We start from the raw sequence: 25169 nt of genomic DNA on the forward strand, positions 1-25169 counted from the left end.
CGTCTCCTCGGAAGGCTATGAGGCGGTCTTCGGGAACGCTCCCGAACGGTCTCGGAAGGGCCTTCGAACGGTGTTCGAGGGGTGGGTGCGGGGCTAGGCCCATTCCCCCCATTGGGTAGATTCGCAGGACCACGGGTTCGAAAGCACCATCCCGGAACAGCCCACCACAACCGCCCCTGCCGTGTGGAAAGCTCCCCCTCATGGACTCCTCCTCCCCCGCTCTGCCGCCGAACGTCACCCCGCTGACCGATGGCGACCCGCTCCAGGTGGGCCGCTACCGGCTGGTCGGGCGACTCGGCGCCGACGGTCTGGGCACCCTGTACGCGGGGGTCTCGCCGGACCACGAGGCGGTCTCCCTGAAGATCGCGGCGCCGGAATGGACGGCCGGGGGCGACGACACGGGTGGGGAGGTGATCGGGGAACGCCTCGACGGGGTGTGCGGCCTGGGGGTGCGCGACGGCGGGGTCCATGAGGGACGGCCTTGGGCCGCGATCGACCATGTGCCCGGGCTGGAGTTCCCCCAGGGGTTGTGGGTCGAAGGCCGACCGGACGAGGGGCGGGTGCTCGCTCTGGCCGCCGGCCTGGCGGAGGCGCTCTCCTCCCTCCATTCCAAAGGCCTGGTCCACGGGGACCTGCGCCCCGTGAACGTGGTGATCGCCGCGGACGGGCCCCGTCTGATGGACTTCGGTCTCACCCGGCGGATCGACTCGGTGACCCCGACCCAGAACGCCGACTGCCTGGGCTGGTCCGCTCCCGAACGCTACGAGGGGGCCGTCGCCTCCACCGCCACCGACGTGCACGGTTGGGCCGGGTTGGTCGTGGCCGCCGCCACCGGAGGTCCGCCCTTCGGAACCTCCCCCGCCGGGCATCTTCCGGGACGTGTCCCCGGGCAGATCGTCTGGGAGATGGCGGCCCGCGCGCGTGAGGTGCGGGTCGATCTCGATCGGGTCCCCGAGACCCTGCGCCCCCTGGTCTCCAGGGCGCTCTCCGCGGACCCGGCGCTTCGCCCCGGTGCCGAGGACGTCTACCTGGAATGCCTGCTGCTGCTCGGCATCGACGAGCAGGCCACCGCCGACACCTGGTCCGATCGACTACGTGAACTGGTCGCCGGGCACTGGCCCGTGTTGGACCTGGACCGTTACGATCCGGTCCGGTGGAGCGACCTGGCCCTGACCCCGGAAGGGCGGGGGCGAGAGGACCGCCTCCCGGACTCCGGCCCCGGGAACCCGATGGAGTCCGACCCGGAGCCGCCGGAGAGGGGCGCGGACGTCCCGGTCCCCGGTATCACCGCCTCCGGAGCCGCCGGCGCGCGCCGTGACGGAGAGGCCGCGGACTACCTGTTCGGCGGCGCTCGGAGCGGAGGATCGGAACCGGCTCCGGAGCCCGGCGAGAGCGTGCCCGCGAGGAGCGGGGGCGGGCGACGTACGGGGCTTCTCCTCGGCGCGGCCGGCGCGGCGCTGCTCCTGTTGCTGGGCGGCGGCTACGTGCTGTTCGACGCCTTGGGGGAATCCTCGGGGGTCTCCGCGGACGAGGAGGGCGGGTCGGAGCCGGAGGAGGGTTCGGGGGAGGGCGCCATGGCCTCCGACGAACCCGTGCCCTTGGACTGCTCGGACACCGAACGGGTCCAGGCCCAACAGTCACTGGCGCACTGGCGCCCCTTCGATCCCGAAGCGGGCTCGAGTGAGAGCCTTCTACCCCTGCTCACCCCGGGGCCCGAGGGCGTCCCCGTGGCCGACGCCGAGATCTGGCCGTTCGCCTACCCGGTGGATCACGACACCGTCGACTTCGGTCTGGCAACCCCGGAGATCCCGGCGTTTCCCGTGGTCAGCGTGTGCATGTCCCAGGTGCGGGGCACCCCCGAGGGGGCGGAGTTCACCGTCGAGGTGACCTATCACCCGAACATGGGCTCGTACAACGTGTACGCCGAGGACTTCATGGCCCTCACCCCGCTCGATCCGGAGCAGAACGGCGGGGTCGACAAGCTGACCCTCAGGGGCGGCGGCGGATACGAGTTCGGTTCTCCCTTGACCACGTTGGCGGTGTTGAGTCCGGAACACCCGTCGGAACGGCTGACCGTCCTCATCCCCGGCTCCCCCGAACGCGGGGGCGTCGCCTACCGTCCGACCGCGCACTCCGGGTCCCTGGTGCACGAGTTGAGCGGACACTGCTACGACGTGGACGGCACGTTGGGGTGGCGGGACCGGGAGCGGCTGGGGTCGGGCTTCTTCGCCCTCCCGGACACCTCGCTGACGGACAACGACATGATGGACTGCCCGACCTGACCGGCCACAGGGGTCAACGGGGTCCGGACGGATCCGTCTCCCTCGCCGGCCCCGACAGGTGGACGCCCGAGTAGACGAGGCGACGCAGCAGGGCCTCGGCCGGGCCGCGAAGGCCGGCACGGCGGCACAGGAAGGCAGCCACCACGGTCGTTCCCCAGGTCCCCACGGCCACCAGCGCGGCGGTCGAGACGCTCGCCGTGGCGCCCCACCCCAGCCCGTACGGGGCGAACACCAGAGTGAAGATCACGGCCTGGAACAGGTAGCAGCTCATGGAGCGTTCCCCGACGGCGGTGATCGCCGTGACCAGGGGGTGATCGGTCGGGCCACCGGTGTTCAGGCGCAGGGCGAGCAGTGTGATGAGCGCGGCCCATCCGGGGCCGCCCGCCCACCCGGCCGCGTCGTGCGCGATCCACAGCAGGACCTCGACCACCGGGTCGGGGGTCGGTAGGAGACCGGCGGAGACCAGGCCGTCCGGAAGACCGGCGATCACCGCCACGCCCAGCCCGACGACGGCGGTGATCACCAATGGACGGCGGTGTTCCTCGGGCCGCTCCAGGACACGACGGCGCCCGGCCCACATCCCCAGCAGAAGGGGCGGCATCACCACGAGCAGGAGGGTCACCGGTGTGTACAACGTCCACTCCTGGAACCGCTCGATACAGGCCGCCACGAAACCGGGCTCGACGAGGGAGGGGACCGCCGTCGCGCTCACCTCGGAACCACCGGAGATCGCCGTGTCTCCCTCTCCCGCGGCCTCGGACACGCTCAACAGGACATTGAGGGTCAGGGAGAGGACCGCGAACACCCCGGCCGACCACAGCAGGGTCCGGTCCCGTGCCCAGAGGAACCCGGTGAAGAGCAACAGCGCGAGCCCATAGGCGCCGAGGATGTCCACCGGCAGCAACAGGACCCCGTGGGCCAGGCCGAACAGCAGAAGCCACAGGCCCCGGCGGCGCAGCACCGTGCGGACGTGCACCCGGCCACCACCGGCCTCGGTGACCCGACGGGCGATCCACACCGCGCCGTAGCCGAAGAGCAGGGAGAAGAGCGGGATCGCGCGCCCGTCGACGAGGACGAGCTGGACCAGGGTCAGCAATCGGTCGCCCAGGTCCCGGACCGTGTCGTCGTGGGTGAGGAAGAAACGCGCGTTGACCAGGGCGATGAAGAGCAGCATGAAGCCGCGCGCCAGATCGGGGGCGAGCGACCGCCGAGTGTTCGGAACAGGCATGGAACGGGTTCCTTCAGGGGAGGGGAAAGGCCTGTACGAGAAGCTACAGACGGGCCCTCACCGAACCCATGGGGCGTGACCGAGACATCGGGTAGGCACCGCCCCACCACCAGAGCGGGCCGAGGTGGTGGGGCGGGGCCGGAGTATCGAGGTCAGCCGCCGATCAGGGCGCCGAAGTCGACGTCGCTGCCCAACATCATCGAACCGACGATGAGGATCAGCAGCCCCGGAAGCAGGGTCGTGGCGGTCACCACCGTCACCTTCGGGTTGAGCCTTTGGGCCTTACGCCGCATGTACTGGGCGTCGGCACGACGCATGTCCTGACTGATGTTCACCAGGGTGTCGCTCAACGGAGCCCCCAACTCCTCCGCCTGCTGGATCGCGGTGACGAATTTGCTCAACGACTCGTTGCGGTTGCGCCGACGCAGGGCCTCGAAGGCCTCTCGTCGGGAGATGCCCAGTTCCATCTGGCGCAGCGCGATCGTGAACTCGTCGGAGAGCACCCCGGGCATGGAGTCGGCGACCCGGCCCACCGCCGCCCGGAACGACATGCCCGCGCTCACGGTCACGGCGAGCACGTCCAGGAAGTCGGGGAGCTGCGACTGCACCTCGTCGGCGCGTTCCTGGGACTTGACGTACATGCTCAGGTCGGTCAGACCCACGAATCCGAACATCAACAGGGCGAGGACGGGCTCGTTCGCCGCGAGCAGTGCCAACGCCAGCGCCCCGTAGAGGGAGACCTCGCCGATCTTGCGTCGGATGTACCGCTCCACGGTCAGTCCGTCGACCCGTCCCGAGGATTCGATGCGTTCGGCGATCGACGCCCGTTGACGTTCGCTCAGGGACTCCAGGACCGTTCGGGAGAAACGGCGTCCGATCGCCTCGGTGATCCTGTGCAGGAAGAAGGTGCCGTCGCTCTTGACGAGGGGGCGGCTCGTCAGGGACTCGTCCACCGGCACACGTGTCTGAGACAGGGTCAGGTACAGACCGTAGAAACCGAGCAGCACGATCGACGCGCCGGCCGACGCCACCAGGAGGGGCAGGAGGTTCATCGGTGTTCCTTCGGAGAGGGAGGGCCGGGGCTACATCTTGAACTTGGTGATCCGGGAGACCACCACGAACCCGACGGCGAACAGGGAGGCGGAGAGCAACAGGACCGAGATACCGGCGACGCTGCCGGTCATGGTGCGCATGACCCCGGGTTGGACCATGTTGAGCAGGAACAGCGCGCCCACCGACATGAACCCCAGGGCCCACACGGTGCTGGTCGTCTCGCTCAGGACGGTGCGCACCTCCCGACGGGTCTCCTTGCGGTTCTCCAGGGTGGTGGAGATGTTGCGCAGCGCGCCGACCAGAGAACCACCGGAGCGGGAGGCCACGACCAGAGTGGACAGCAGTACCCCGAGTTCGCGAGAGGGCATACGTTCGCGCAGTTCGGCGACGGCCTCCTCGAAGGAGGCGCCCAGTTTCATGGACTCCGCCATCCGTCCCAGCTCCTCACCGGCCGGCCCGTCCAGTTCGTCGGCGGCGATCGCCACCGCGGTGGGCAGCGCGAGCCCGGCGGAGGTGGCGTTGCCCAGGACCCGGGCCAGGTCCGGCAACTGTCCGGTGAACTCCTCGCGCCTTTTGGCCTCGGCGCGGCTCAGGTACGAGAAGAACAGGAACGCCACCCCGGCGGCGGCGAGCAGGCCGAAGAACGGGGCCAGGATCTGCCAGACCACGATCACCGCCAGCAGGGAACCGGCCGACAGGGACACCAGGAACGTGGACAGGCGCACCTCCGTTCCGGACCGGGCCAGACGGCGGCTCAAACGGGCGCCCCAACGGGTCCGGTGCAGGGCGACGTCCAACCGGGCCATCGGTGTGGAGGCGTCGTACTCGGCCTGGGCCAGGGCGCTGCGGGCGGCGATGATCCTGCGCTGACGGGCGCTGGCGACGAACTCCCACAGGGCCCACAACATCAGGGCCAGGACCAGGGCCAGCCCGCCCATGATCGCCGGTATCTGCCAGTTCAACCTGACTCCCCTCGGGTCGGACGCGAGGCGGCCGACGAGTACGTGGCGGATACGGTTCGCGAGCTCATCGTCGGCCTCCGGGAGGAAGGTCGGGGGCCACGCCGAACACCGCCGGGACGCTCTCTCCGACGTGGAGGATCCGGGCGGCCACATGGCGGGGCAGGGGGTGGTGACGGAACTCCCCGGTCACGGCACGGTCGCCCCCCTGCGGCATCGATACGAACTCCAAGAGACGGTCCAACCGGAACTCCTCGCTCCGGCGGGAGGAGACCACGGACACCTCGGAGATCCGGCGCGAACCGTCCGGCCAGCGGCCCAGGTGCACGACCGCGTCCACCGCGTTGTTGATCTGATCGCGCAACGCGGCGTAGGGGACCCGACCGTCGCCGAGGGTGGCCAGGGTCTGGATCCGATGGACGGCGTCCTCCGCGGAGTTGGAGTGCACCGTCACCAGGGAACCGTCGTGGCCGGTGTTCATGGCCTGGAGCATGTCGATGGTCTCGGGGCCGCGGACCTCGCCCACGATGATGCGGTCCGGTCGCATCCTCAGCGCGTTGCGCACCAGGTCGCGGATGGCGATCTCGCCCCGACCCTCGATGTTGGCCGGTCGTGACTCCAGCCGGACCACGTGGTCCTGCATCAGCTGAAGCTCGGCGGAGTCCTCGATGGTGACGATCCGCTCGGTGGCCGGAACGAACGCCGAGAGGGCGTTCAAGAAGGTGGTCTTACCGGTGCCGGTACCGCCGGAGACCACGATGTTGAACCGGGCCCGGACCATCGCCGACAGCAGCACGCCGGTGGCCTGGTCCAGGCTCCCCATCCGCACCAGCTCCTCGATGGGGTAGGGCTTGGGGAAGCGACGGATGGTCAGGACCGGTCCCGAGAGCGACAGAGGCGGGATGATGACGTTGACGCGTTCGCCGGTGGGGAGTCGGGCGTCGACCATCGGGGAGGACTCGTCCACCCGCCTGTTCACCAGGGAGACGATCCGGTCGATGGTCTGGTAGAGCTGTTCCTCGCCGTTGAAGGTCGCGTCGATCCGCTCCATACGGCCGGCCCGCTCCACGAACACGTTGTCGGGCCCGTTCACCATGATCTCGGTGATGCTCTCGTCGGCCAGCAACGGTTCCAGCACGCCCAGGCCGAGCGCCTCGTCCACGACGCGACGGATGAGGATCGATCGCTCCCGGTCCGACAGGACCGGCCCCTCCCGGGTCAGGATGTGCCCGACGACCTTCTCCAACCGCACCCGTCGCTGCGCCAGGGTCAGTCGGGTCAGATCCTCCAGGTTGATCTCGGCGAGGAGACGTCGGCGCCAGTGCGTCACACTGCTCCGATCGGCCCGCTCCTCACCGGAACGGTCCTCCTCCAGACGGTCCTTCAGCCCCATGTTCCTCGTCTCCTCCCTCGGTGGACTCCGTGCGGGACCGGCACCTCACACATCGGGCATGTCCACCCGTCGGGTCAACGTCAGATCGATGTCCACCGAGAAGACGATGGGCAGCGGGTGCGAGACCTCGACGTAGTAGCCGTTCTCGTCGTTGGCGCCGCTCGTGACGTTCGCGTCGGCCAACCAGTCGGGGAGCGCCTCGCGGGCGGCGGCCTCGGCCCCGTCGAGTTGCCGGGTCCCGGCCACCCGGGCCCCGGCTCTGGCGGCCGACTCCAACCGTTCGATCGCCACGAAGGCGAGGAAGGCCTCGAAGGCCACCACCACGGTGAGCAGCAGCAGGGGCAGAACCGCCGCGAACTCCAGGATCGGACCGCCCCGGTCCGCGTCCCGGCGAGGACGGGAGCCCGCCAAGAGGCCGCGGAGGGGGCCGGGCCCGCGACGTTCGGTCACGGGTCCACCTCCTCGTCCGGGAGGCCATGACCGCCGCGTGGAGCGACCTCGGTGACGACCTTGGCCTCGCCGGAGATGTCCCAGGGGCCTTCGGTCCCGGGCAGGAACACCGGGACGGCGACGGTCACCCGCGCGTAGCGTCCCCCGTCGCGCTCGACGATCTCGGTGGTCAGCACCTCCGGGGAGTCCCAGGGCGAGAGCACCCTCTTACGGGCCTCCTCGTCGATGCGTTCCATGTCGTCGGGGGTGACGGCGGCCTGCCGCGCCGCCTCCGACGCCCCGTGCGAGGCGTACATCGAGGTGAGGCCGATCAACAGCACCTGCCAGATCAGGGCCAGGGCCATCAACAGGAAGGGGACCACCGCGGCGAACTCCACGATGACCGAGCCTCGGTCGTCACGGGGACGCCCGACGCCTCGGCCGGCCCCGGGGCCGATCGCGGGCCCCCGCCGGTCAGCCACCGAGCCCCCGCCCCGACGGCCCCGTATTCCAGCCGCCGTGCCCGCCCGGGCCCGAGCCGGGAGAAGAGGCACCGGTCCCCGAGGAGGGTGATCCGAGGAATCCGGACACGTCCTTGGTCGAGGGGGAGGATCCCGAACGGCCGGAGAGGGCCGCCACCATCGGGGGCATGCCTCCGGAGGGGGTGGTGCCGCCGCTCCGGCCGCCGGTCCCCGGGGCGGAGGGCGCGCTGAACAGGTCGAGCTCGGCGGCGAGCCGGGCGAAGGCCTTGCGCAGACCCTCGTCGGTCACCTTCGTCGGGTCGCCGTTGTTCTCACCCGGCTCCAACGCACGGTAGGCGGCCGGGACCGGGGTGCGCAGCACCTTGGTCCCCAACAGCTGGCGGAGGAAGTCCGGCTGGATCTCGTTCTTGCGGCTGTGCCGGGTGACCAGCGAGTGGACGTTGTCGTGGGCTCGGATCTGGAGCCTCTCCCACATCGCCATCAGCCGTTGGGCCCCGCGCAGCGCGGGGACGTCGGGGGTCACCGTCACCACGGCGCTGTCGGCCAGCTCCACCGCCATCGCGGTGGCCTCGTTCATGTTGGAGCCGCAGTCCACGATCACCAGTTCGTAGCGGGATCGTAGAGCGCTCAGGATCCGGCGGGCCGCGCGGGCGTTGACGTCCTCACCGCGCTCGCCGTGCTCGGGGGCGAGCAGCACGTGGGGGCCTCGTGGGTCCACGTAGAGGGTCTCCGCGAGCATCCCCGGACTGATGTCGTCCGAGGCGTCCACCAGGTCGGTGATGGAACGGCGGTGTTGCAGGTTGAGGAAGGCGGGCAGATCGCCGGATTGCAGGTCGAGGTCGACCAGGCACACCACCCGGTCACGGCGGGCGGCCGCCATCGCCAGGTGGACGGCGCAGGTGGTGGTGCCCACGCCGCCCTTGGCCCCACTGACCGTGACGATCCGACCCCGTACCCCGGAGGCGGGCAGCTCGTGGGCGGCCGACTCCAGGTGCCGACGGAGCGTACGCGACCATTCGGCGGCCTTGGCGATCCGGGACTCCAGCTCGCTCATCCCGGAGTCGGCGGAGAGCACGCCGCGGGCCCCCGCCTCCATCGCGACGGTGAAGGTCTCCGGATCCAACGACGGCGACATCAGCAGGATCGCCAACTGGGGGTGGCGGTGCGACAGGTCGCGGATGGTGTCCAGGACCGACGCCGGGCCCAGGTCCTGATGGATGAGGACCACGTCCAGCTCGGGGAACTCCCCGGCCGCGTCGATCAGCGCCGTGCCCGAGTTCCGTATCGCCACGAGATCGGTGGAGGGCAGCTCCTCGAAGCGCGCGGCGAGCACCATCTCGGTCTCGGACGTGGGCATCCCCGCCAGAACGCGGAAGTTCACCGGTCTCTACCCCCCATGCGGCGCACGCCGCTCGTCGGTCTGTTCGTCGGAGTCCTGGTCGGCCATCCGCTCGATGAGGTCGTCGAAGTCGCCGCTACAGAACTGCTGGTCGCCGACCTGGCCGTTGCCCTGGGCGCTGACCAGAGCCAGCCGGAGCTTGGTGGAGAACTCCTCGGCGTAGGCCAAACGGAGCGCGGCGTCCGGGTCGAGCCGGAAGGTGACGGGGACGACCCCGGCCACCCCGCCGGCGTCGGTCTCCTGGCTGCGCAGCTCCCCGATGTCGAGGACCTCCACCTCGGTGATCACCCGGGTGGCGCAGGCCTCTCCGTGGTCCCGGGCCTGGAAGGTGCCATAGATGTCCACGGTCGAGCCCGGCCTGACCTTGCCGGCCACTCCGGTCTCGGCGTTGACCATGATGGCGATCTCGCGCTCGCCGGTGGTCAGGGTGGGCTGCGGTTCCACCATGCCCCGCTGGAGGTAGACGCCGCTCTCCAACCGGGAGGAGGCGACCAGTTCCTGGTCCTCGGGCGTCTCGACCTCGTCCAGGTCGGTGATGAACACCTCCGGGTCGAAGTACATGGAGGGGACCTCCACCTGCTCGACCGAGTCACGACCGATCGGCTGATAGGCGCCCACGTCCTCGGTCAACCGCAGGACCGTGGCGGAACCACCGAACCGCTCCTGCTGGTCGTCGAGGTAGGTGAAGACGGACACGAAGACGGCGACGGCGCCGACGGCGGCCAGTGCCATGAGCAGGACTCCGCGTCGTTGACGGGGGTTCATAGGGGGTGGTTTCCGTTTCGGTGTCGTCGAGGGCCCTCGGCCGGGAGGCGCGACGGGGTCGGGGCGGGAGGAGGGCCGCTATCGGGAGTAGGTCCGTGATTCGGGCCCGGTGACGCGGCTCGGCGCTCCCTCCACGGGGGAGCCCGGGGCCGGCGGCGGGCGGTGCGGCGATGGTTCCCCGTTCGGCGGTGGGGCCGGTGACGGAGAGCCGGTCGGGAAGGGGGAGGGGCGCGTGGACATGGTCCGCGGCTCCTCCGGCGGGGGGACCGGGGTCGCGGTGGTGGTGAGACGGACCGGACGGCCGGTGGAACCGGCCGCGCAGAACGGGCAGGGGCGGGTGGCCATGGGTTCGCCGCACCAGGCGCAGGCGGAGGCTCGGATGGAACCGGCCGCGTACGCCAGCGCCTGGGGGTGGGCGCTCAGGGCCACGAACTCCACGTACTTGCCGGTGCCCCAGTAGGTGGCCCCCAGGGGCTGGGCGGGGAGTCTGCGAGTGGACACCGGCCGGATGACGCGGGGGAGGTTCTCGTCGAACGCCCTGGTGGGGATCTGCTCCGGCGCCGAGCACAGGAGCTGTACGGGTTGTACCGGGCGGAACGGCAACCGGGCGTCGAGTTCGTCCGGGCGCAGTCGGCCCACCTGGGCGGTGGGGGCGCACAGGGCCAGGAAGGAGACGGAAGGGGCATAGGAACCCACGTGTTGGCGCATGCTGGTGGGCAACGTGGACAGACCCGAGACGGTACGCAGCCAGGCCCCCGCGAGCAGGTGTTTGGGCAGTTCGTCGCAGAGCGCGGCGATCATCCCGGGTGGAAGATAGGGGGCCAGGTAGGCGAGCTGATCGGCCACCAGGGACAGGGCCAACGGCGACAGGTCGACGGCGATCCCGGCGATCTGGTCGGTGCGCAGTGCCCCTCGGGCGAAGTTGACCGCGCGTCGGGCGTCCTCCGCGCGCCAGGCCGGGTAGAGCGCGACGACCTTGCGGCCCGATCGCACCTCGTCCACGGCGAAGGAGACGAAGGCGGAACTGCGCTCGCCGACGTCATCGCCTCGGAGCGGGAAACGCCGTGCCCCGGCCTCGCCCACGTGGCCCGTACTGGGGATATCCGCCAGCAGGGTCACGGTCGTCGCCGACCGGTCTTGGGCATTGGACACTGGGAGAGCTCCATCGGGTCTACGCACGTGCGCGGTTTCTGAAACGGAGCGGTGTCCCACATCTCAGGTACCACTCGGACGCATCGTAACGAATGGGAGGCTCACAGTGGGAGGGTCGGTATTCGTCACCTCGGGCCGAGAGAGGTGATCGATGGTGCCGTTCCGTCGCCGTCGCCCCGAGACGGGCCGTGCTGTTTTCGGGAGTTCGACGCGGTCCGAAAGGGCTGATGCTCCACACGTGCATGTCGGGCCTCTCCAAGGGGGAGTGGACTCCGGTGGCCGTTTCCGACCACCCTTGGCCAGGGGTTCTCTCCGGTGATCCCTTCTGCGCGGTGTATCGGCTCGGGCCCGCGCCGATACGGACGGGGAAAGGTGACGCCGCATCAACAAGCATGCCTTTTCCGGATCCACGCCACCAGTGCCATCGTCGCCATTGTGGACGGAAGCCGGAACCACGTCCGTGACCTGGGAGAGAACACGGTCGAAAACCCGAAGGTCACGATCGGGCCCCGGTGTCGTGTGCGTCTCGTTCGGGGTTGACCGGCGGATCCGGGGGAACGATGAGAGCAGGTTTCGCGTCATATCTCGAGAAGCCGTACGCCCCCTGAGGAGAACGAACGATGCGCAAGACAAACCGTGCCGCGGCCGGGGCGGCCGCGTGGCAGGTCATCCAGAACACCGACGGCAGGGTCTCCGTCTGGCAGCGCGTCCGCGCGCTGCCGCGCATGGTCGGGGCCAAGCTGAGCGGTCGCTACCCCGAGCTGAACAGCGGCAAGCTCCTCACCATGGTGGTGCTCGTCGGCTACGTGATCTCCCCGATCGACTTCATCCCCGAGCTGCTCTTCTCCGTGCTGGGCCTGGTCGACGACATCGCCGTCGCGGTGTGGCTGACCACGATGGCCTTGGGCGAGAGCGAGCGCTTCGTCCTGTGGGAGCGTGAGCAGCGGGCCCAGGAGGCCTTCCAGAACGAGAATCCGTCGGGGGCCGCTCGGGGCGAGACCCGGAGCGAGGAGCGCGTGGGCACCGAGACCGCCTCGACGGCGGCGGGTCGCCACGGCCGGGGGCACTGAGCCATCGCCGGAGCCCGGCACCGCGGGCACTCGTGGTGGCCGGCCGGAGAGGCGTCGCCCCGGCTCTCGCCGACGGGTGCCGCGCGCGTGGGCGTGCCCGGATAATGGAGGCATGTCCCCAGAAGAGCGAGGCCGACCCGCCGATCGTGAGGAGACGACCGGGCTCGGCGATCCGGCCCTGCGTCGTGAGGAGATGATCGCGCTCGCCGAGATCGTCCGTGACGAGTGCGAAGGCGACCTGGAGATCGGGCTCACCGAGGGAGGCGTCGAGGTGGGGCGACGGGTGGAGGCCCTCGCCGAACACCGTCGGGTCTCGGGTGAGAGCCGGATCGGGGCGCTGTTCATCTCCGGTCGACGCGGCCGTACCCGGATCACCGTGGTCCTGGCGGGGGAGTGCTTCGTGCGGGTGACCGCCCCCGACGAGGGGTCCCGTCGCGCCGTCGCGGCGATGGTGGAGGTGGTACGCGGCCACCAGCGTCGGTTCACCGATCGGGCCTGGACCGGGATCCTCCTCGGTGCCCTCGGGGTGGTGGCCGCCGTCGGCTACGCGGGGGTCCTGGCGCGTACGGGGCTGTTGGGCACCGGTCATGGATTGGGCGTGGTGGCCCTCCTGGTGGTCGCTCTGGGTTTCGTCCTGTGGGGGCAGTCCACCTCCGACGAGGGTCCCGGAGTCCGTCTCGTGAACCGTCCCCGTGGCCTCTTCCGCACCTAGGTCGCGCTTTTGTGGATCATTCCGCGCTCGCGTGGCCGGGCTTCCTCTCGCGGCGCCGACATCACTCGGACAGCCAAACCCGGGCTGACCTTCGCTCGTCGTCTGGCGAGAGATCGCCCGGCGGCCGCTCGCCGAGGATCGGCTCCGCCGATGCCGAACGAAAGCATCCAAAAAACACTCCCTAGTCCTTTCGGGTCATATCCGTTGGAGTCATGACAGAGTTCCTGATATCACCCGTAATGCCCATGAAGAGTTCTCGGATGGGCCCCGGCAATCCGAACGGGCCATGTCGTGCGCGGTCTCAGGGCACGAGGGTCTCCCAGACCGAGCGGACCAGCAGGATCGTCCGGTCGGTGAGAAGGAACAGGGCCATCAGGGTCGGCACGGCGACGATCAGGTACAACAGGAACGCCGTGGAACGTCGGACGGTCCGGTAACGGTGTCTCGGATCGATCATGAGGGGCCTCCCGTTCCGGCCGACACGGGCACACGTTCCTCTCCGGCGTCGGAGAGGGGATCGCACGGTTCGCGGAGCGTCGCCCCGAGCGCCCCGGCGTCCCGGGCCAGTACCCATCGGGACAGCGTCGTCAGGCTCGGATCGGGAGCGCCGCTCGGCCCGGTGACGGCGCTGGTCACGAAGACCTCCACGGACCCGAAGTCGACGCGCGCCGCCCTGAGGAGGTTGGCCGCCCCCACGACCTCGTCCAGCCACCGTTCGGGCGGTGTCCCGCGCGGATCGACGGAGGTGCCCGCGAGCAGGTCGCCCCGGGTCACGACCACCGCCAGTCGCCCCTTCCCCGGGGCCGCACCCAGTGTTCGGTACTGCCGTTGTACCTGGTCCCGTACCTGGAGATAGGCCCGTTCGGGGTCACGGGCCCCGGAGCGGTCTCCGGCCAGCCTGCGCTGTTCCTCGGCGTCGAGGGCCTCCCACACCGCCGGTACCGCGAGCGGGTCCAGCACCAGGAGGAACGTCGTCGCCCGGCCCAGGTAGGACAGCTCCTCCGTTCGCTCGTGGGTGTTGAACCACTCTCCTGCGGTGTCGTACATCTGGACCAGAAGGGTCCGGCGTCCCGCCGCCACCCGCAGGGTCGCCCCGTGGGCCCGCCGACCGGGCGGCGTGGGGGCCACCCGATGGCGGGGTGAGAGCACGGTGCGGCTCTCCCGAAGCCGACGCTCGGTCTCCTCTCCCATGAGCTCCACCGAGAGGGTCTCGGGATGGAGTTCGGCCCCGTGCTCCAGACTCAGGTACAGACCGTGGGCCAGCCGTGTCTTGCCCGCGCCCGCCGCCCCGAACAACGGCAGAACGAACTCGCGCGCCTCACCCGGCCTGTGCTCCAAGGCGTGATCGCAGTGGGGACAGCGGGTGTCCAGGTCGGCGCTGCCCAACAACAGCAGCGTCGGCAGGGCCCGATCGCAGACACAGTGGCGTCGGAACACGCCCCACATCCCCGGTCGCACGTCCCGATGCGTCCGCCCACAGCCGTCACAGACGTAGGACGGATAGGACATGGCCTCGAAGCAGTTCGGGCAGACCATACGGATCCGTCGCGCCGCCAACAACGCCGCGTCCACCAGCCGCGACACCACGACCCCCGCCCAGGCCAGGGCCAGATGGGCCGCCGCGACCACCGCCTGGACCGCCAGGAACGGGTACAGGAAGACGACGAACAGACCGGTGTCGAGCCGGACCCTCCGATAGACCTCGGCCAGGTCCCACCACACCGGGCCACCGTGATACCCGAGCCAGGCGAAGTCCTCGGGGCCGGGAGACCCCACTCCGGCATGATCGCCCAGGTACAGCACCTCGTGGATCCGCCGCAGGTGGATGCGGACCAACAGGAGCAGCCCGACCACCAGGGCCAGGGCCGCCAACACGATCACCGCGCACACCAGGAATGCGAACACGGTCCGCACGGTCGACAGGAACGGCTCCCAAGGGTCGTCGGTCACGCTCTGCGCGCCCCCTTCCGGAACCGGCCGAACAGGCCCCCCTGACCGTGCCGGTCGCGGAACCCGCGCGCCCACGACTCGAAGACCTGCCCCTCGGGCAGGCGGTCGAAGGCCTTGCGAACCGACGCGGCCTCCCGTCGCGACCACGTGAGAGTCGAGGGTCCCATCACCTCGTCGAGCAACGTCCTACCTCGTTCGGCCGAACGTTCTCCCCCCTCGCCGCCACGGGGACGGCCGACCCGGGCGCCCTTGACGCCGGGCTCTCCGGACGTACCGGGTTCGGCGCCCAACCTGAGCGCCGTCAGGAACACCCGAACGGCCAGGTCCGCCTCCAGAGGGGGAACGGAGCGGCCGTGGGCGCGCTCGATGGGGCCCAGACGCTCCTCGACCTCCTCACAATAGGAGTCGAACACCTTCGAAGGACAGTCGGCCATCACCCGGGCGCACAGACGGTGATCCCAGTCCAGAACACGGTCGCAGACCCGCCGCAGCGCCACCGTCTCCACCACCGGCCGGCAGCCCCGAAGCAGAGCCGCCAGAGACACCAACAGTCGAGCGCCCTCCTCGCCGTGCGCCCGACGCAGCGCGGCCACCTTCGCGCCGACCGGAGCCCACTCCTCGACCAACCCCCTACAGGACTCGGGCAGACGCAGCATCAGCCGGCCCACCAGGGTCAGGGCGTGGTGCCACTCCTCCTCGAGCCCTCGGGGAGGGACCCGGGCCAGGATCCGGGCACACCAGTCACCGACGTCGGGAGCGATCCGTGTCCGACCGTCGACCAGTGACAGCGCCGCCGTCACCGTCTCCGGCCCCGGGGCGGGCCCCCAGACACGGAGCAGCAGTTCACGATCCAGGTCATGGTCGGCCAGCCGAGGCGGGGCCCAGGGTCTGGCCTCCCTGCGCGAGTCCATCACCGCGCGCAACAGTTCCGGCGGGTCGTCCTCACGAAGTTCCAGCATGCGCAGTTCTCGTAGGAGCGCCGTCGCGGGCTCCCGGTCCTTCGCCATCAAGGCGCCGGTCGGTCCCGCCGCCAGCCTGGCCAGGTTCCTGCGGGGCAGGACCGCCAGCCCGTGGGCGACCCCACGTCGTATCGGAGAGTGTGCGGCGAGCAATTCCGTCAGATACCGGTCGGGTTCGGCCTCGGGGGGCGAGGCCGAGATCCTGTGGGCGACCGGGCCGGCCCCGTAGCGTTCCAGGGCCGACCGGGGGAGCGGGACCCCGCCCGAACCGGCCCAACGGAGCAGCTCGACGGCGCGATCCGGTGTCGGAACGATCCCCAGCCCGCCCTCCAGGAGGGCGCCGATCCGTGCCCCGGCCTCCTCCTTGGCCCACGCCGAGCGCATCGGCACCATGGCGGGTGCGGAGGCCCCGGCCGCGATCCCGTCCAGGGCGCGGCGCAGGATCAGGCCCTCCAGACGCTCGGTCGCCTCCGGATCTCCGGCCCGGTGCGCCACCTCCCTGAGCCGTGCCAGGTCATCGTCGTGCGGAGTGTCGGGGTCGGCGTCGAGCAGCCTGTGGAGCAGATGGCGACTCTGCCCCGGGGCCAACCAGGCGACGGCGTCGGGAAGCCAGGCCCTGACCGCCCGCAGATCGGGGTCGGCGGCGGGAAAGGAGCCGTCGGCCAGGAAGGCGGCGGCGGACAGGGGACGCCATTCGGAGAGCGGGCCCTCCCGACCCGAGGAGTAGGGCAGGGAGGCGGCCCACAACGTGGGGGTGCCCTCCACGCCCGCGTGGACCAGCAGGGAGACGAGGGTGAGGGTCTCCGGGCAGGCCTCGGGTATCGGCCCCTCTTCGAACGTGTCGAGTGCCTCGTGGAGGGGTGCGGACTCCGCCCCCGTGAAGGATCGGTGCGCCGAGGAGGCCGTGTGGACGGGCGGAGGGGCGATGGACACGGGCCGGTCCGGGTCGAAGACGACGAAACGGCCTCGGAGACCGCGGGTGTCCGTGCCGGGAGGGACGCCCATCACGTGCACGAGGGTCTCCTCGGGGTTCCCGCTGTAGGTCGCGAACGACATCCGCCGGGCCAGTGGGGGCGGAAGCAGGTGGGACAGGGCCGCCACCCAGTGAGCGGTGGCCTCGTCGTCGGCGAGCAGCAGAACGGGGGCGCCGCCCTCGATCGCGGCGTCCACCGACACCAAAAGCCCACGGATCGTCTCCTCGGCCCGGTCGCGGAGCCAGGCCGAGGTCCGTCGCCGGTCGAGCGGTCCCGGAGGGAGCGTGATCCCGGGCAGGCGGGGGTCGGTCACCGGTCGGTCGGTCCAGAAGGAGGCCCCCCACAGTTCGGCCGGCAGCGTCTCGGATCCCTCGTCCAGGACGAGACTGTGCGCGAAGTAGTTGCCCGGTCGCCCCGAGGGGTCGTCACCGCTGGAGACCACCCGGCTCAGGACCGGAGCGCCGCCCAGGTCGGGCGAGTAGCACAGGTTGATCGGATGTCGATGGACCTCATCCGGTGGCAGGGCCCGGGGAGGCTCGTAGACGGTGAAGCGTTCCACCTCGCGCAGCACCCGTGTGTCCACACCGGGGGTGGCGGCGTTGAACTGGTAGCCGGTGCAGCCGGACAGCCCCCGTTCGCACGAGGTGTAGTAGAGCTGGGGTGAACTCATCGCCTGACGTGCCCTTTCGTGGTGCCTGCGGTGTCGTGCGGACCTGTCCGGGAGGTGGGTGCGCGGCCCGACGCCGTTCAACGCGACCGGCGGGGCGCACCGCCGACCGGGACGTCCCCGAACCGCGAGAGCAGCCACAGGAACGGATCGGCCACCCGGTAGGGGCGGACGCCGCCCCGTACACGGTTGTCCTCGCCGGGGTCGTCGCCCAGAGCCGAGACCCCGAAGTAACGGGCGTCGCGATAGTGGTTGGTCACGTGGTTGTCGACCCCCGACCCGTCCCAGCGGTGGAGGAGCTGTTGGACCTGGGCGTGCACGTCCTGACTGTCGGACTCGTCGAAGAACGGCCCGTCCGGTTGGGGGCGGTGCAGGGGCGATCCCTCGTCCAACCCATGAAGCAGCGTGTCGATCTTGGTCAGGCACACCGCGATGGGGACCGGGATCAGCCGGTTCGGGGTCCCTTGACGGCGCATCAACACCTCGGTGACCCGTTCCAGCGCGTGGATGGGGCGGTGCCGGGGGTCCTCGGGAGAGGGCGACCTGCTTCCGGGCGCGGCCGACCTACGGGCCCCCTCCATCCGAAGCGGATCCAACAGCACGATCACGCCGTCCGCGTTCTCCAGGTAGCGCAGGCCGGTCTCCACGCTCCGTGTGTCGTTGAGGTCCTCTCCGGCGGTGTCGAAGAACGACAGGAGGGTGTGACGAGGGCGCGTCCGCACCAGGCCGCGTCGTCGACCGGTGAACCTGAAGACCAGTGGCTCACGGGTCGTCCCGGTCCTTCGCGTGGCCCGTAGTAGTCGGCCCTCCTCGTACAGCGGCGACTCGTAGTCGGAGGCGAAGCGGTGGCGGGTGTGGTCGTCGGCGCCCCCCACCGACGCCGCGAAACGCTCTCCCACCCTGTTCTTCAACTCGTGGACGAGCACCGTCATGAACACGGTCTTGCCCGACTCGCGCGCTCCGACCAGGGCGATCATGCGACCGCGCATCCGCCCGAAGTTCACCGGCAGCCGGGAGTGGCAGACCGCGCACACCTGGCGATCGGTGGCCGCGGAGCATTCGGGGCACTTCGCCCTGGGGCGTCGACCGTCGGCCGCGAACACCGGTGGCAGCCGCTCCCGCCGCCCCAGATGATCTCGCAGAGCGCCGTCCTCAACGGACGGACAGATCGCCCCGGTGGGGCCGGGACGTCCGGTACAGCGGAAGAGGATCCGGCGTTCGGTGAAGTCGGAGTAGCAGTAGGGGCACACCAGACGCGGCCCTTCCAACGGGGACAGCGGGTAGGGGACCTGGAGGTTCAAAGGCGCAGCTCCTTCACCGGGGGCTGACGAAGACGGACGTCCTCGCCCCCTTCCACCGGAAAACACATCAACCAGCCGGGCTCGGCCTCCCGAGGCGGTCGGACCCGGACGGACACCCGTTCACCGGGCTCCAGGAGGCGGGCCGGTAGAACCGAGAGCACCCGCCCCCGCTCCCCGGTGTGCGGCTGGATCCGGCCGGGGGTGTAGACCACGGCGATCTCCGGCATACGACAGGAGACCTCCGAGCTCAGCCGCACGACCCGCTCCCGACGCAGCAGCCCCGCCGGTTCCACCCTGTAGTCGATGACCACCCGTCCGGGGACACGTACGGTCACCGGGACGCTCAAGGCCTCGTCGTCACCGGTGGAGACCACGGTGCGGACCGTCACCAGCAGGGGGCCCGCCCCCATCCGGGCCTCGAACCCACCCTCGGCGTCGTACCGTCGCCGTGAGCGGCGTTCCGTGCCCAACACCTCCCGATCCTCTTCGGCCGACATCGGGAGCTCGTCCTCCCGGGGGGTGTCGGGTCGCCAGGAGACCAGGGCGGTGGCGGTGTGCTCCGGCCAGGTCCACCCCAGCCGGACCGCCGTGTCGAAGCGTTCGGCGCGCAGGTCGGTGACGGGAGGGGCGGCGGTCACCCGGACGTGTTCTCCCATCACGGTGCTCTCCCCGGCCATCGTCACGGCCAGCACGTGGGTGATCCCCGCCGGCAGGGAGAGCGGAAGTCGTGCGCGTCCGTCGGCGTCGACAACGGGCGTGCCCGGGACGGGGACCCAAGGGAGGGCCTCCGGTCCCGTGTCCACCTCGGAGCCGAAGGGGACGGAGGGCTCGCGTCGGTCGGTGAAGAGCCGGACCCGGCCGCGCTCCGGAGGCGTCCAAGAGGCGGTGAAGCCGCGCGGGTCGGGGGACACCCGCAGATCGCGCACCGGAATGGCCCTGGGGCCCGGGACGACCCTGATCACCCGCCCCTGGGAGGTGCGCGTTCTGCCCCGAGAGGTCAGGTAGACCGCGCGCACCCGGTAGAAGTACTCCACGTCCGGACGTACGGACGCGTCGTGGAAGCGGGAACCGTCGTGCTCCACCACGATCGTGCCCGGAGAGGAGCCGTGCGGCGGCGTCCCCTCACCGCGCAGCACCTCGATCCGGATCGCCTCCGGAGGGGGTCGCCAGGACATCGTCACCCCGGTCTCGTCCGACACCGTCCTCGGTTCGGCGACGTCCGGGGTGATCATCACCGGCGTACTCGTCGCCTCCGGGGACACCCCCAGACCACCGCGTACGGCCACCACCGCGTAGTGGGCGTCACCGCCCACGCAGAGATGGTCGTCCACCGCCTCGGTACCGGTGACCTCGCCCAGAGGGGTCTCCCTCGCGCTTCCCCCGCTCCCGGTCCGGCGGGTCACCCGATAGCTGACCGTCCCGGCCGTGCTGGTGCTCGGGCGCCAGGTCACCACCACTCGGCGGCCGTCGACACGGGCCGTCACCTCTTGGACGGGCTCGGGCGGGATCGCTCCCAGCCGGAGCGGGAGTCGCTCGTCGTCCACGGCCAGTTCCACCGCCACGGCCAGGTCACGGGCGGCGTCCTCCGCCCGCCCTTCGCGCAGGGCCAGGTCGGCGTCGCGGACCAATGATGCGACCCGCTCGGCGAGATCGGACACCTCGTTCCGGAGCGGGTGCTCTCGGGGGAGCTCGGCCGTGGCCGCCTCGGCCTGGCGCAGACAGCGATCGGCGAGCAGCGCGCGCACCTCCCGCTCGGCCGCCCCGGTCCGTCCCGCGCCCCGTTCGCCGCGGCGCAGGGCGGCGGCGATCCGTGAGGCCTCGTCCGGGTCCAACCCCGCCGCCGTCCACGGCTCGGCCAGGGCACGTTCCGACACCACCGGGGGCGGCGAGGACATGTGGGAGACGATCTCCCACAGCACGATCCGATCGCGGGCCTCGCGGGACCCGGCCGAACGGAGCAGAGCGATCACCCGCTCGGCGGCGGCCTTGCCCTTGGTCATCGGTTCCCGTTGGAGACGGCGTCCGGCCGCGTCGAGCGCCTCGTCGTCGAGGGTGACGTACCCGCCCTCTTCCGGGAGGCCGCCATCCCGCAGCCGGAGACCATCGAGCACGGTGAACCCCCGGGACAGCCGCTCCTCGCCGAACACCACCACCGGTGAGAAGAGGGCGCCGCGTCTACGAAGGTGGTCGCCGAGCGCCCGGTGGTCCCGTAACGGAGGCAGGATCGGGAGTTCGGGCAGCCGGTCCACCACACGCGCCCCTCGGGCGGGCAGGTCGGTCCGGGCCTCCTCCTTCGGCCGTTCACGGAGGTCGTCGTCGATGCCGTGGCGGACGAACGGGTCCGCGGGCGTCTCGTCGTGTCGAGCGGGGGTCGGCACCCGCCGTTCGTGCTCGCTCCGGGCACCCCGGTTCCAGGCCATCGTCGCTCCCGTCGGTCGACGGTCCGGACCGTCTGTCGCCCGGACCTCCCTGTCCTCGCGTTCGCCCGCCCGCGGGTACGGGGCCGGCGAGAGCCGGTCCCGGTCCGTGCGGGCCGGACGTGGGGAACCCTCATCCGCCGGCGCGGATCATGCCCGGGGTCTGGCGGGCCTCCTCCACCTGCTCGGGGCTCATCCCTCCGATCCTGATGCCGAAGTCGGCCTCGTGGCCGCTCTCGGGTTCTCGGGCTCGGATTCGGAGCAGGCCGGCCTCCGTCAGGTGGAAGCGCATTCGGAAGGGGTGGTCCGCCGGGGCCGGGAGGGGGTCGTCGGTGTGGACGAGATGGCCGACGTGCCGACGGGAGTGGGACGGGTCCCGTTCGAAGAGCGGGAGTAGGTGGTGCCGAGGTCGATTCCGTGGGTGGTCATTGGGGCCTTCCTCGTGGGCCTTGCCTGGGCGCTCCGGCGGAGGCCGGGAACGGCGGATGGAAACGGCCACGCCGGAAGGAGGTTTCACGAGCATACTGCGGATAACGTACGGCGACCGTGTGAAACGCCTTTTCACAGGGGTTTCCACGAGGATGGCCGGTACGTCTTGTGATGGTGTGTCGTGATTTATTCTTCCTTGTTCTTTCCACTCTGGCCGAATGTGGTCATGGGGTGGCGAACTCGCCTGGAGATCCCTTCCTCCCTCGATGACTTATTCGTGTGGGTTCGACGACCCGAGGGTGTGTCACCATGGTGCTCCGGAGCCCCGGAACGGTGGCGCCCCGGAACATCCCCCCGTCCGGTGCGTTCGCGATGGCGTCGGTGCGCACTGTGAGAGGAAAAAGACTGTTGTCCACGTCATGGCCGAAAAGGTTGATCAGCCCGAGCGGGCTCGCCTTCGCCGTCCTCTGTTTCCTTTTCCCCTTCTTCTCCCTTTCCTGTAGTGGTATGGCCGGCGATCTCCGGATCACGTACAGCGGAATGTCACTGACCTTCGGCGGAACCCCCTCGCTCGACGGCAGTCTCGCCTCCCAGTTGGGGAGTGGCGACCTCGAAGATCTGCGCGTGGACGCGAACCCGCTGCTCCTGGTCTCGCTGGTGTCCCTGCTGGTCGGGGTCGGGTTGAGCGTCGGACTCCCGAACCCCCTGGCCAGAAGCATCGGAGCCCTGGCCTCGGGAGGTCTCGCCCTGGTGACCGCGGGGGTGAACCAGATCGTCATGGCCTCCTCCGCCGAGGAGGAGATCGCATCCGCCTCGGGCGGGCAGGTCGCGTACGCCGACATCCAGACATCCTCGGGGGTCGGGATCGTACTGTTGTCGTTCGTCCTGATCGCGGTGATGGTCTGGGCGGTGGTCGACCTCGTGCTCACACGGCGCGGCCCGGTCCCCGGCGGCGGTGCCCAGGGCGGCCCGCCCCAGGGGCCCTTCCCTCCTCCCCCCGGGCCGCCGGGCCGGGGCGGGTCGCCCTCCTTCGGTCCTCCGCCTCCGGGAACGGGCGGTCCTCGACCCCCGCAAGGACCTCCGGGGCAGCCTGGAGCTCCGTGGGGGCCCGCCGGACCTCCTCAGGGGCCCCGAGGCGGACCGCACGGCCCCCAGGGCCCCCAGGGTCCCGCCGGGCCGCGCTGAGCGGCGTCCGCGACCCCGAACCGTCCGAACGTGAAAGGGGCGGGTCGCCGATCACGGCGGCCCGCCCCTTCGTCCGTCCTCCCCGGGTCAGGGGAGAGGGCCTCCGGGCGTTCCGGCCAGGGCCTCGTCCATCCGTTCGCCGAGATCGTCGGCGAGCAGGCGCGAGTACGTCCTGGTGATGTGGTGGGAGTCCCGGTAGACCACCACGTTCCCGACGACGGCGGGGCAGGCGTCCTCCACGCAGAACCGGTCGGTGAGGTCGACGAGTTCGGCCCCGTCCACCCGTTCCGCGGCCTCCTTCTGCGGGTCCTCCGGTTCCAGGGCCTCCTCGAGGGAACGGTCGCAGGTCGAGAGGTCCTCGGTGTTCGCGGCGAGGCACTCCAACACGTTCGACTCCGTCCGAGGGGTGTCGCGCACCGCGATGACGGGGATCCCCTCCCGGGTCACCTCGCTCCACAGCTCCGCCATCCCCTCCGACATCGCCTGGCGGGACTCCTCCGCTCCCGCGTCCCCGAGCCCGTACGGCGAGCCCTTCGCCGAGGAGCTCGTGAACACCAGATCGGCGTCCATCTCGACCACCTCGTCGACCACCGCCCGATTCCAGTCCATGCACTCCTCGTAGGCGCCGCCCTCCTTACCGACCATCACCCCGGTGAAGGCGCACGCGGACTTGCTGAAGACGACCAGACGCCAATCGCGCTGTTCGGCCAGCTCCTCCAAGGCGGGGAACCAGTGCGCGCTGTGGGAGTCCCCGGTGATCACGACCGTCGCCTCGGGGTCGTCGGAACCGTACGAGCACCAATCGGAGGGGTCGTCCTCGTCGAACCCGGCCTGACAGCCGTCGTCGTAGGTACGGGGCATGTCGTCCTCGGCGTCGATGGGGGACGGGTAGATCATCGCTCCGGAGGAGACCTCCGAGGAACCGATCGCACCCGGTCCCAGGTGCACGGCAGGGTCGAATTCGACCGTGCGGATCCGTTCGGTGCGGAACCACGCCACCGCCGCCACCAGCGCCACCGTCAGCATTCCGGTCACCGCCACGAGCAGGGCCGCGCGTCCGGTCCGGATCAGCCCTCGCCGGGCCACCGGGTCCTCCACGCACACCTTGGTCGCCCACGCGGACAGGATCGAGAGCGTGGCGGCCACGATCATGCCGAGCGGTCCGAGGGAGTCCCGCTCCAGCAGGACCAGGGCGAAGATGATGATCGGCCAGTGCCACAGGTAGAGGGCGTAGGAGACGTCGCCGAGGAAGCGGGCGGGCCCGGTGCTCAGCAACCTCGAGGCGGCGGGGCCGGAAGGGCGCTCCGCGGCGATCACGGCCGCGGAGCCCAGCACCGGTAGCAGCGCGGTGTAACCGGGGAAGGGGGTCCCGGAGTCGTAGAGCAGGGCGGAGGCCACGATCGCGGCCAGCCCGATCCAGCCCAGGGGGAGGCGCACCGCGTTCGGGAGCGAGCCCCGGGCCATCAGGACCGCGAGCAGTCCCCCCGTCGCCAACTCCCAGGCACGGGTGAACGGCATGAAGTACGCGGACGGGGCATCGGAGGCGGTCGCCAGGATCGAGTGCACGAGGGAGACCACGAACACCGAGGCCAGGACCGTCACCAGGGTCCCGGTGCCGGCCCGCCACCGGCGCGCGGCCAGCCCCCAGAGCAGGAACAACAGGGGCCACACCAGGTAGAACTGTTCCTCCACCGACAGCGACCAGAAGTGCTGGACCGGGCTCGGCGGCGTCTCCGCGGCCAGGTAGTCCAGGGCCTGGTCCGCCAGGTACAGGTTCTCCACGTAGAAGGCCGAGGCGGCCAGTTGCCAGGCCGTGTCGCCCAGGCGGGTCACCGGCAGCACCACCAGCGACACGGCACCGGTGACCAGGAGGACCACCGTCGCCGCGGGCAGCAGACGGCGCACCCTCCGTACGTAGAACCCCGAGAGCGACACCCTCCCGTTCCGCTCGACCTCGCGCAGCAACAGCGAGGTGATGAGGAATCCGGAGATCACGAAGAACACGTCGACGCCCACGTAGCCGCCGGGTATCAGCCCCGGTGACAGGTGGTAGACGAGCACGAGCATCACGGCGAGGGCCCGCAGGCCCTGGACCTCGGGACGGAATCGGGTCGAAGCGCGCGCGGAGGCCCCACCGACCGATGGCCGGCCGCCCGGAGGGACGGAGGGCTGCGCTGGAAGAGCGGGTGGTCGCATTCGGCCATGGTGACCCTCTCTCGAGGACCGGAGAAGACGACACGACAAGGCTTCAGCCACTGTTTCCCGACTCGTTGACCCTGTGTGGAGCGGTCCTGACACCCCCGTCATCGAAGCGTTCGTTCCTTTCCCGACAGGAGGAAAAAGCGGGCGAGCGGGTACGGAGT

20 protein-coding genes are annotated in these 25169 nt (G+C 70.6%); 4 read left to right on the plus strand and 16 right to left on the minus strand.

Annotated elements, in window-relative coordinates:
* The first annotated feature begins 200 nt into the window (after window positions 1-200).
* Window positions 201-2282, plus strand: coding sequence for a serine/threonine protein kinase (locus D451_RS0119260; RefSeq protein WP_014908554.1), 2082 nt, complete (start codon window positions 201-203; stop codon window positions 2280-2282).
* A 13-nt stretch (window positions 2283-2295) separates the two neighbouring features.
* Here the strand turns inward: D451_RS0119260 and D451_RS0119265 are convergent, their stop codons facing one another.
* The 9 genes from D451_RS0119265 to D451_RS0119305 form a co-directional block, all read right to left on the minus strand.
* Window positions 2296-3510, minus strand: coding sequence for a DUF418 domain-containing protein (locus D451_RS0119265; protein ID WP_014913481.1), 1215 nt, complete (start codon window positions 3508-3510; stop codon window positions 2296-2298).
* A 152-nt stretch (window positions 3511-3662) separates the two neighbouring features.
* Window positions 3663-4562, minus strand: coding sequence for a type II secretion system F family protein (locus tag D451_RS0119270; RefSeq protein WP_014913071.1), 900 nt, complete (start codon window positions 4560-4562; stop codon window positions 3663-3665).
* Window positions 4563-4592: 30 nt separating this feature from the next.
* Window positions 4593-5525, minus strand: coding sequence for a type II secretion system F family protein (locus D451_RS0119275; protein ID WP_014911382.1), 933 nt, complete (start codon window positions 5523-5525; stop codon window positions 4593-4595).
* A 64-nt stretch (window positions 5526-5589) separates the two neighbouring features.
* Window positions 5590-6915 (minus strand): CpaF family protein, encoded by a 1326-nt coding sequence (locus D451_RS0119280; RefSeq protein ID WP_017535621.1) that lies wholly within the window; start codon window positions 6913-6915, stop codon window positions 5590-5592.
* A 45-nt stretch (window positions 6916-6960) separates the two neighbouring features.
* Window positions 6961-7365: a TadE/TadG family type IV pilus assembly protein gene (locus D451_RS0119285; RefSeq protein ID WP_017535622.1), complete on the minus strand. Its 405-nt coding sequence runs from the start codon at window positions 7363-7365 to the stop codon at window positions 6961-6963.
* Window positions 7362-7742: a TadE/TadG family type IV pilus assembly protein gene (locus D451_RS0119290; RefSeq protein ID WP_014909885.1), complete on the minus strand. Its 381-nt coding sequence runs from the start codon at window positions 7740-7742 to the stop codon at window positions 7362-7364. Before D451_RS0119290 ends, D451_RS0119285 begins: the two co-directional genes overlap by 4 nt.
* A gap of 76 nt (window positions 7743-7818) precedes the next feature.
* Window positions 7819-9207, minus strand: coding sequence for an AAA family ATPase (locus D451_RS0119295; RefSeq protein ID WP_017535624.1), 1389 nt, complete (start codon window positions 9205-9207; stop codon window positions 7819-7821).
* 6 nt (window positions 9208-9213) lie between these two features.
* A complete protein-coding gene (gene cpaB, locus D451_RS0119300) occupies window positions 9214-9990 on the minus strand; it encodes a Flp pilus assembly protein CpaB (protein ID WP_014911075.1) in 777 nt (258 codons plus the stop codon).
* A 78-nt stretch (window positions 9991-10068) separates the two neighbouring features.
* Window positions 10069-11142, minus strand: coding sequence for a hypothetical protein (locus tag D451_RS0119305; RefSeq protein ID WP_026125191.1), 1074 nt, complete (start codon window positions 11140-11142; stop codon window positions 10069-10071).
* 620 nt (window positions 11143-11762) lie between these two features.
* On the opposite strand from D451_RS0119305, the gene D451_RS0119310 reads away from it, so the two are divergent.
* Window positions 11763-12212: a YkvA family protein gene (locus D451_RS0119310; RefSeq protein ID WP_014909906.1), complete on the plus strand. Its 450-nt coding sequence runs from the start codon at window positions 11763-11765 to the stop codon at window positions 12210-12212.
* Between the two features lie 112 nt (window positions 12213-12324).
* On the plus strand, window positions 12325-12924 hold the full coding sequence (locus D451_RS0119315; RefSeq protein ID WP_017535626.1) for a hypothetical protein: 600 nt from the start codon (window positions 12325-12327) through the stop codon (window positions 12922-12924).
* Window positions 12925-13225: 301 nt separating this feature from the next.
* Here the strand turns inward: D451_RS0119315 and D451_RS28315 are convergent, their stop codons facing one another.
* The 6 genes from D451_RS28315 to D451_RS28320 all read right to left on the minus strand — a co-directional run bounded on the left by D451_RS28315 (window position 13226) and on the right by D451_RS28320 (window position 21484).
* Complete coding sequence (locus D451_RS28315; protein WP_014913095.1) at window positions 13226-13381, minus strand: hypothetical protein; 156 nt, start codon at window positions 13379-13381, stop codon at window positions 13226-13228.
* Window positions 13378-14874, minus strand: a complete 1497-nt coding sequence (locus D451_RS0119325; RefSeq protein ID WP_017535627.1) for a TRAFAC clade GTPase domain-containing protein — start codon at window positions 14872-14874, stop codon at window positions 13378-13380. The genes D451_RS28315 and D451_RS0119325 overlap by 4 nt, the downstream gene beginning before the upstream one ends.
* On the minus strand, window positions 14871-17477 hold the full coding sequence (locus D451_RS0119330; protein WP_017535628.1) for a GTPase-associated protein 1-related protein: 2607 nt from the start codon (window positions 17475-17477) through the stop codon (window positions 14871-14873). Before D451_RS0119330 ends, D451_RS0119325 begins: the two co-directional genes overlap by 4 nt.
* A gap of 77 nt (window positions 17478-17554) precedes the next feature.
* Complete coding sequence (locus D451_RS0119335) at window positions 17555-18775, minus strand: TRAFAC clade GTPase domain-containing protein (RefSeq protein ID WP_017535629.1); 1221 nt, start codon at window positions 18773-18775, stop codon at window positions 17555-17557.
* Complete coding sequence (locus tag D451_RS0119340; RefSeq protein ID WP_026125192.1) at window positions 18772-21195, minus strand: hypothetical protein; 2424 nt, start codon at window positions 21193-21195, stop codon at window positions 18772-18774. The genes D451_RS0119335 and D451_RS0119340 overlap by 4 nt, the downstream gene beginning before the upstream one ends.
* Window positions 21196-21325: 130 nt before the next feature.
* A complete protein-coding gene (locus tag D451_RS28320; protein ID WP_014912470.1) occupies window positions 21326-21484 on the minus strand; it encodes a hypothetical protein in 159 nt (52 codons plus the stop codon).
* 644 nt (window positions 21485-22128) lie between these two features.
* On the opposite strand from D451_RS28320, the gene D451_RS27060 reads away from it, so the two are divergent.
* Complete coding sequence (locus tag D451_RS27060; protein ID WP_152472930.1) at window positions 22129-22806, plus strand: hypothetical protein; 678 nt, start codon at window positions 22129-22131, stop codon at window positions 22804-22806.
* A gap of 87 nt (window positions 22807-22893) precedes the next feature.
* On the opposite strand, the gene D451_RS0119360 is transcribed toward D451_RS27060, so the two are convergent.
* The gene (locus D451_RS0119360; RefSeq protein WP_267880662.1) at window positions 22894-25002 is read right to left on the minus strand and encodes an acyltransferase family protein; all 2109 of its coding nucleotides are present in this window, start codon (window positions 25000-25002) and stop codon (window positions 22894-22896) included.
* Between the last annotated feature and the right edge of the window lie 167 nt (window positions 25003-25169).

Origin of the sequence: Nocardiopsis alba DSM 43377 (assembly GCF_000341225.1) — a bacterium.
In the GTDB taxonomy this organism is placed as follows: Bacteria; Actinomycetota; Actinomycetes; order Streptosporangiales; family Streptosporangiaceae; genus Nocardiopsis; species Nocardiopsis alba.

Bases quoted from the DNA above. Each gene is read 5' to 3' on its own strand.
- D451_RS0119260 (WP_014908554.1), top strand. From the start codon at position 201: ATGGACTCCTCCTCCCCCGCTCTGCCGCCGAACGTCACCCCGCTGACC.
- D451_RS0119265 (WP_014913481.1), bottom strand. From the start codon at position 3,510: ATGCCTGTTCCGAACACTCGGCGGTCGCTCGCCCCCGATCTGGCGCGC.
- D451_RS0119270 (WP_014913071.1), bottom strand. From the start codon at position 4,562: ATGAACCTCCTGCCCCTCCTGGTGGCGTCGGCCGGCGCGTCGATCGTG.
- D451_RS0119280 (WP_017535621.1), bottom strand. From the start codon at position 6,915: ATGGGGCTGAAGGACCGTCTGGAGGAGGACCGTTCCGGTGAGGAGCGG.
- cpaB (WP_014911075.1), bottom strand. From the start codon at position 9,990: ATGAACCCCCGTCAACGACGCGGAGTCCTGCTCATGGCACTGGCCGCC.
- D451_RS0119310 (WP_014909906.1), top strand. From the start codon at position 11,763: ATGCGCAAGACAAACCGTGCCGCGGCCGGGGCGGCCGCGTGGCAGGTC.
- D451_RS0119315 (WP_017535626.1), top strand. From the start codon at position 12,325: ATGTCCCCAGAAGAGCGAGGCCGACCCGCCGATCGTGAGGAGACGACC.
- D451_RS28315 (WP_014913095.1), bottom strand. From the start codon at position 13,381: ATGATCGATCCGAGACACCGTTACCGGACCGTCCGACGTTCCACGGCG.
- D451_RS0119330 (WP_017535628.1), bottom strand. From the start codon at position 17,477: ATGAGTTCACCCCAGCTCTACTACACCTCGTGCGAACGGGGGCTGTCC.
- D451_RS0119340 (WP_026125192.1), bottom strand. From the start codon at position 21,195: ATGGCCTGGAACCGGGGTGCCCGGAGCGAGCACGAACGGCGGGTGCCG.
- D451_RS28320 (WP_014912470.1), bottom strand. From the start codon at position 21,484: ATGCGCTTCCACCTGACGGAGGCCGGCCTGCTCCGAATCCGAGCCCGA.
- D451_RS27060 (WP_152472930.1), top strand. From the start codon at position 22,129: ATGGCCGGCGATCTCCGGATCACGTACAGCGGAATGTCACTGACCTTC.
- D451_RS0119360 (WP_267880662.1), bottom strand. From the start codon at position 25,002: ATGCGACCACCCGCTCTTCCAGCGCAGCCCTCCGTCCCTCCGGGCGGC.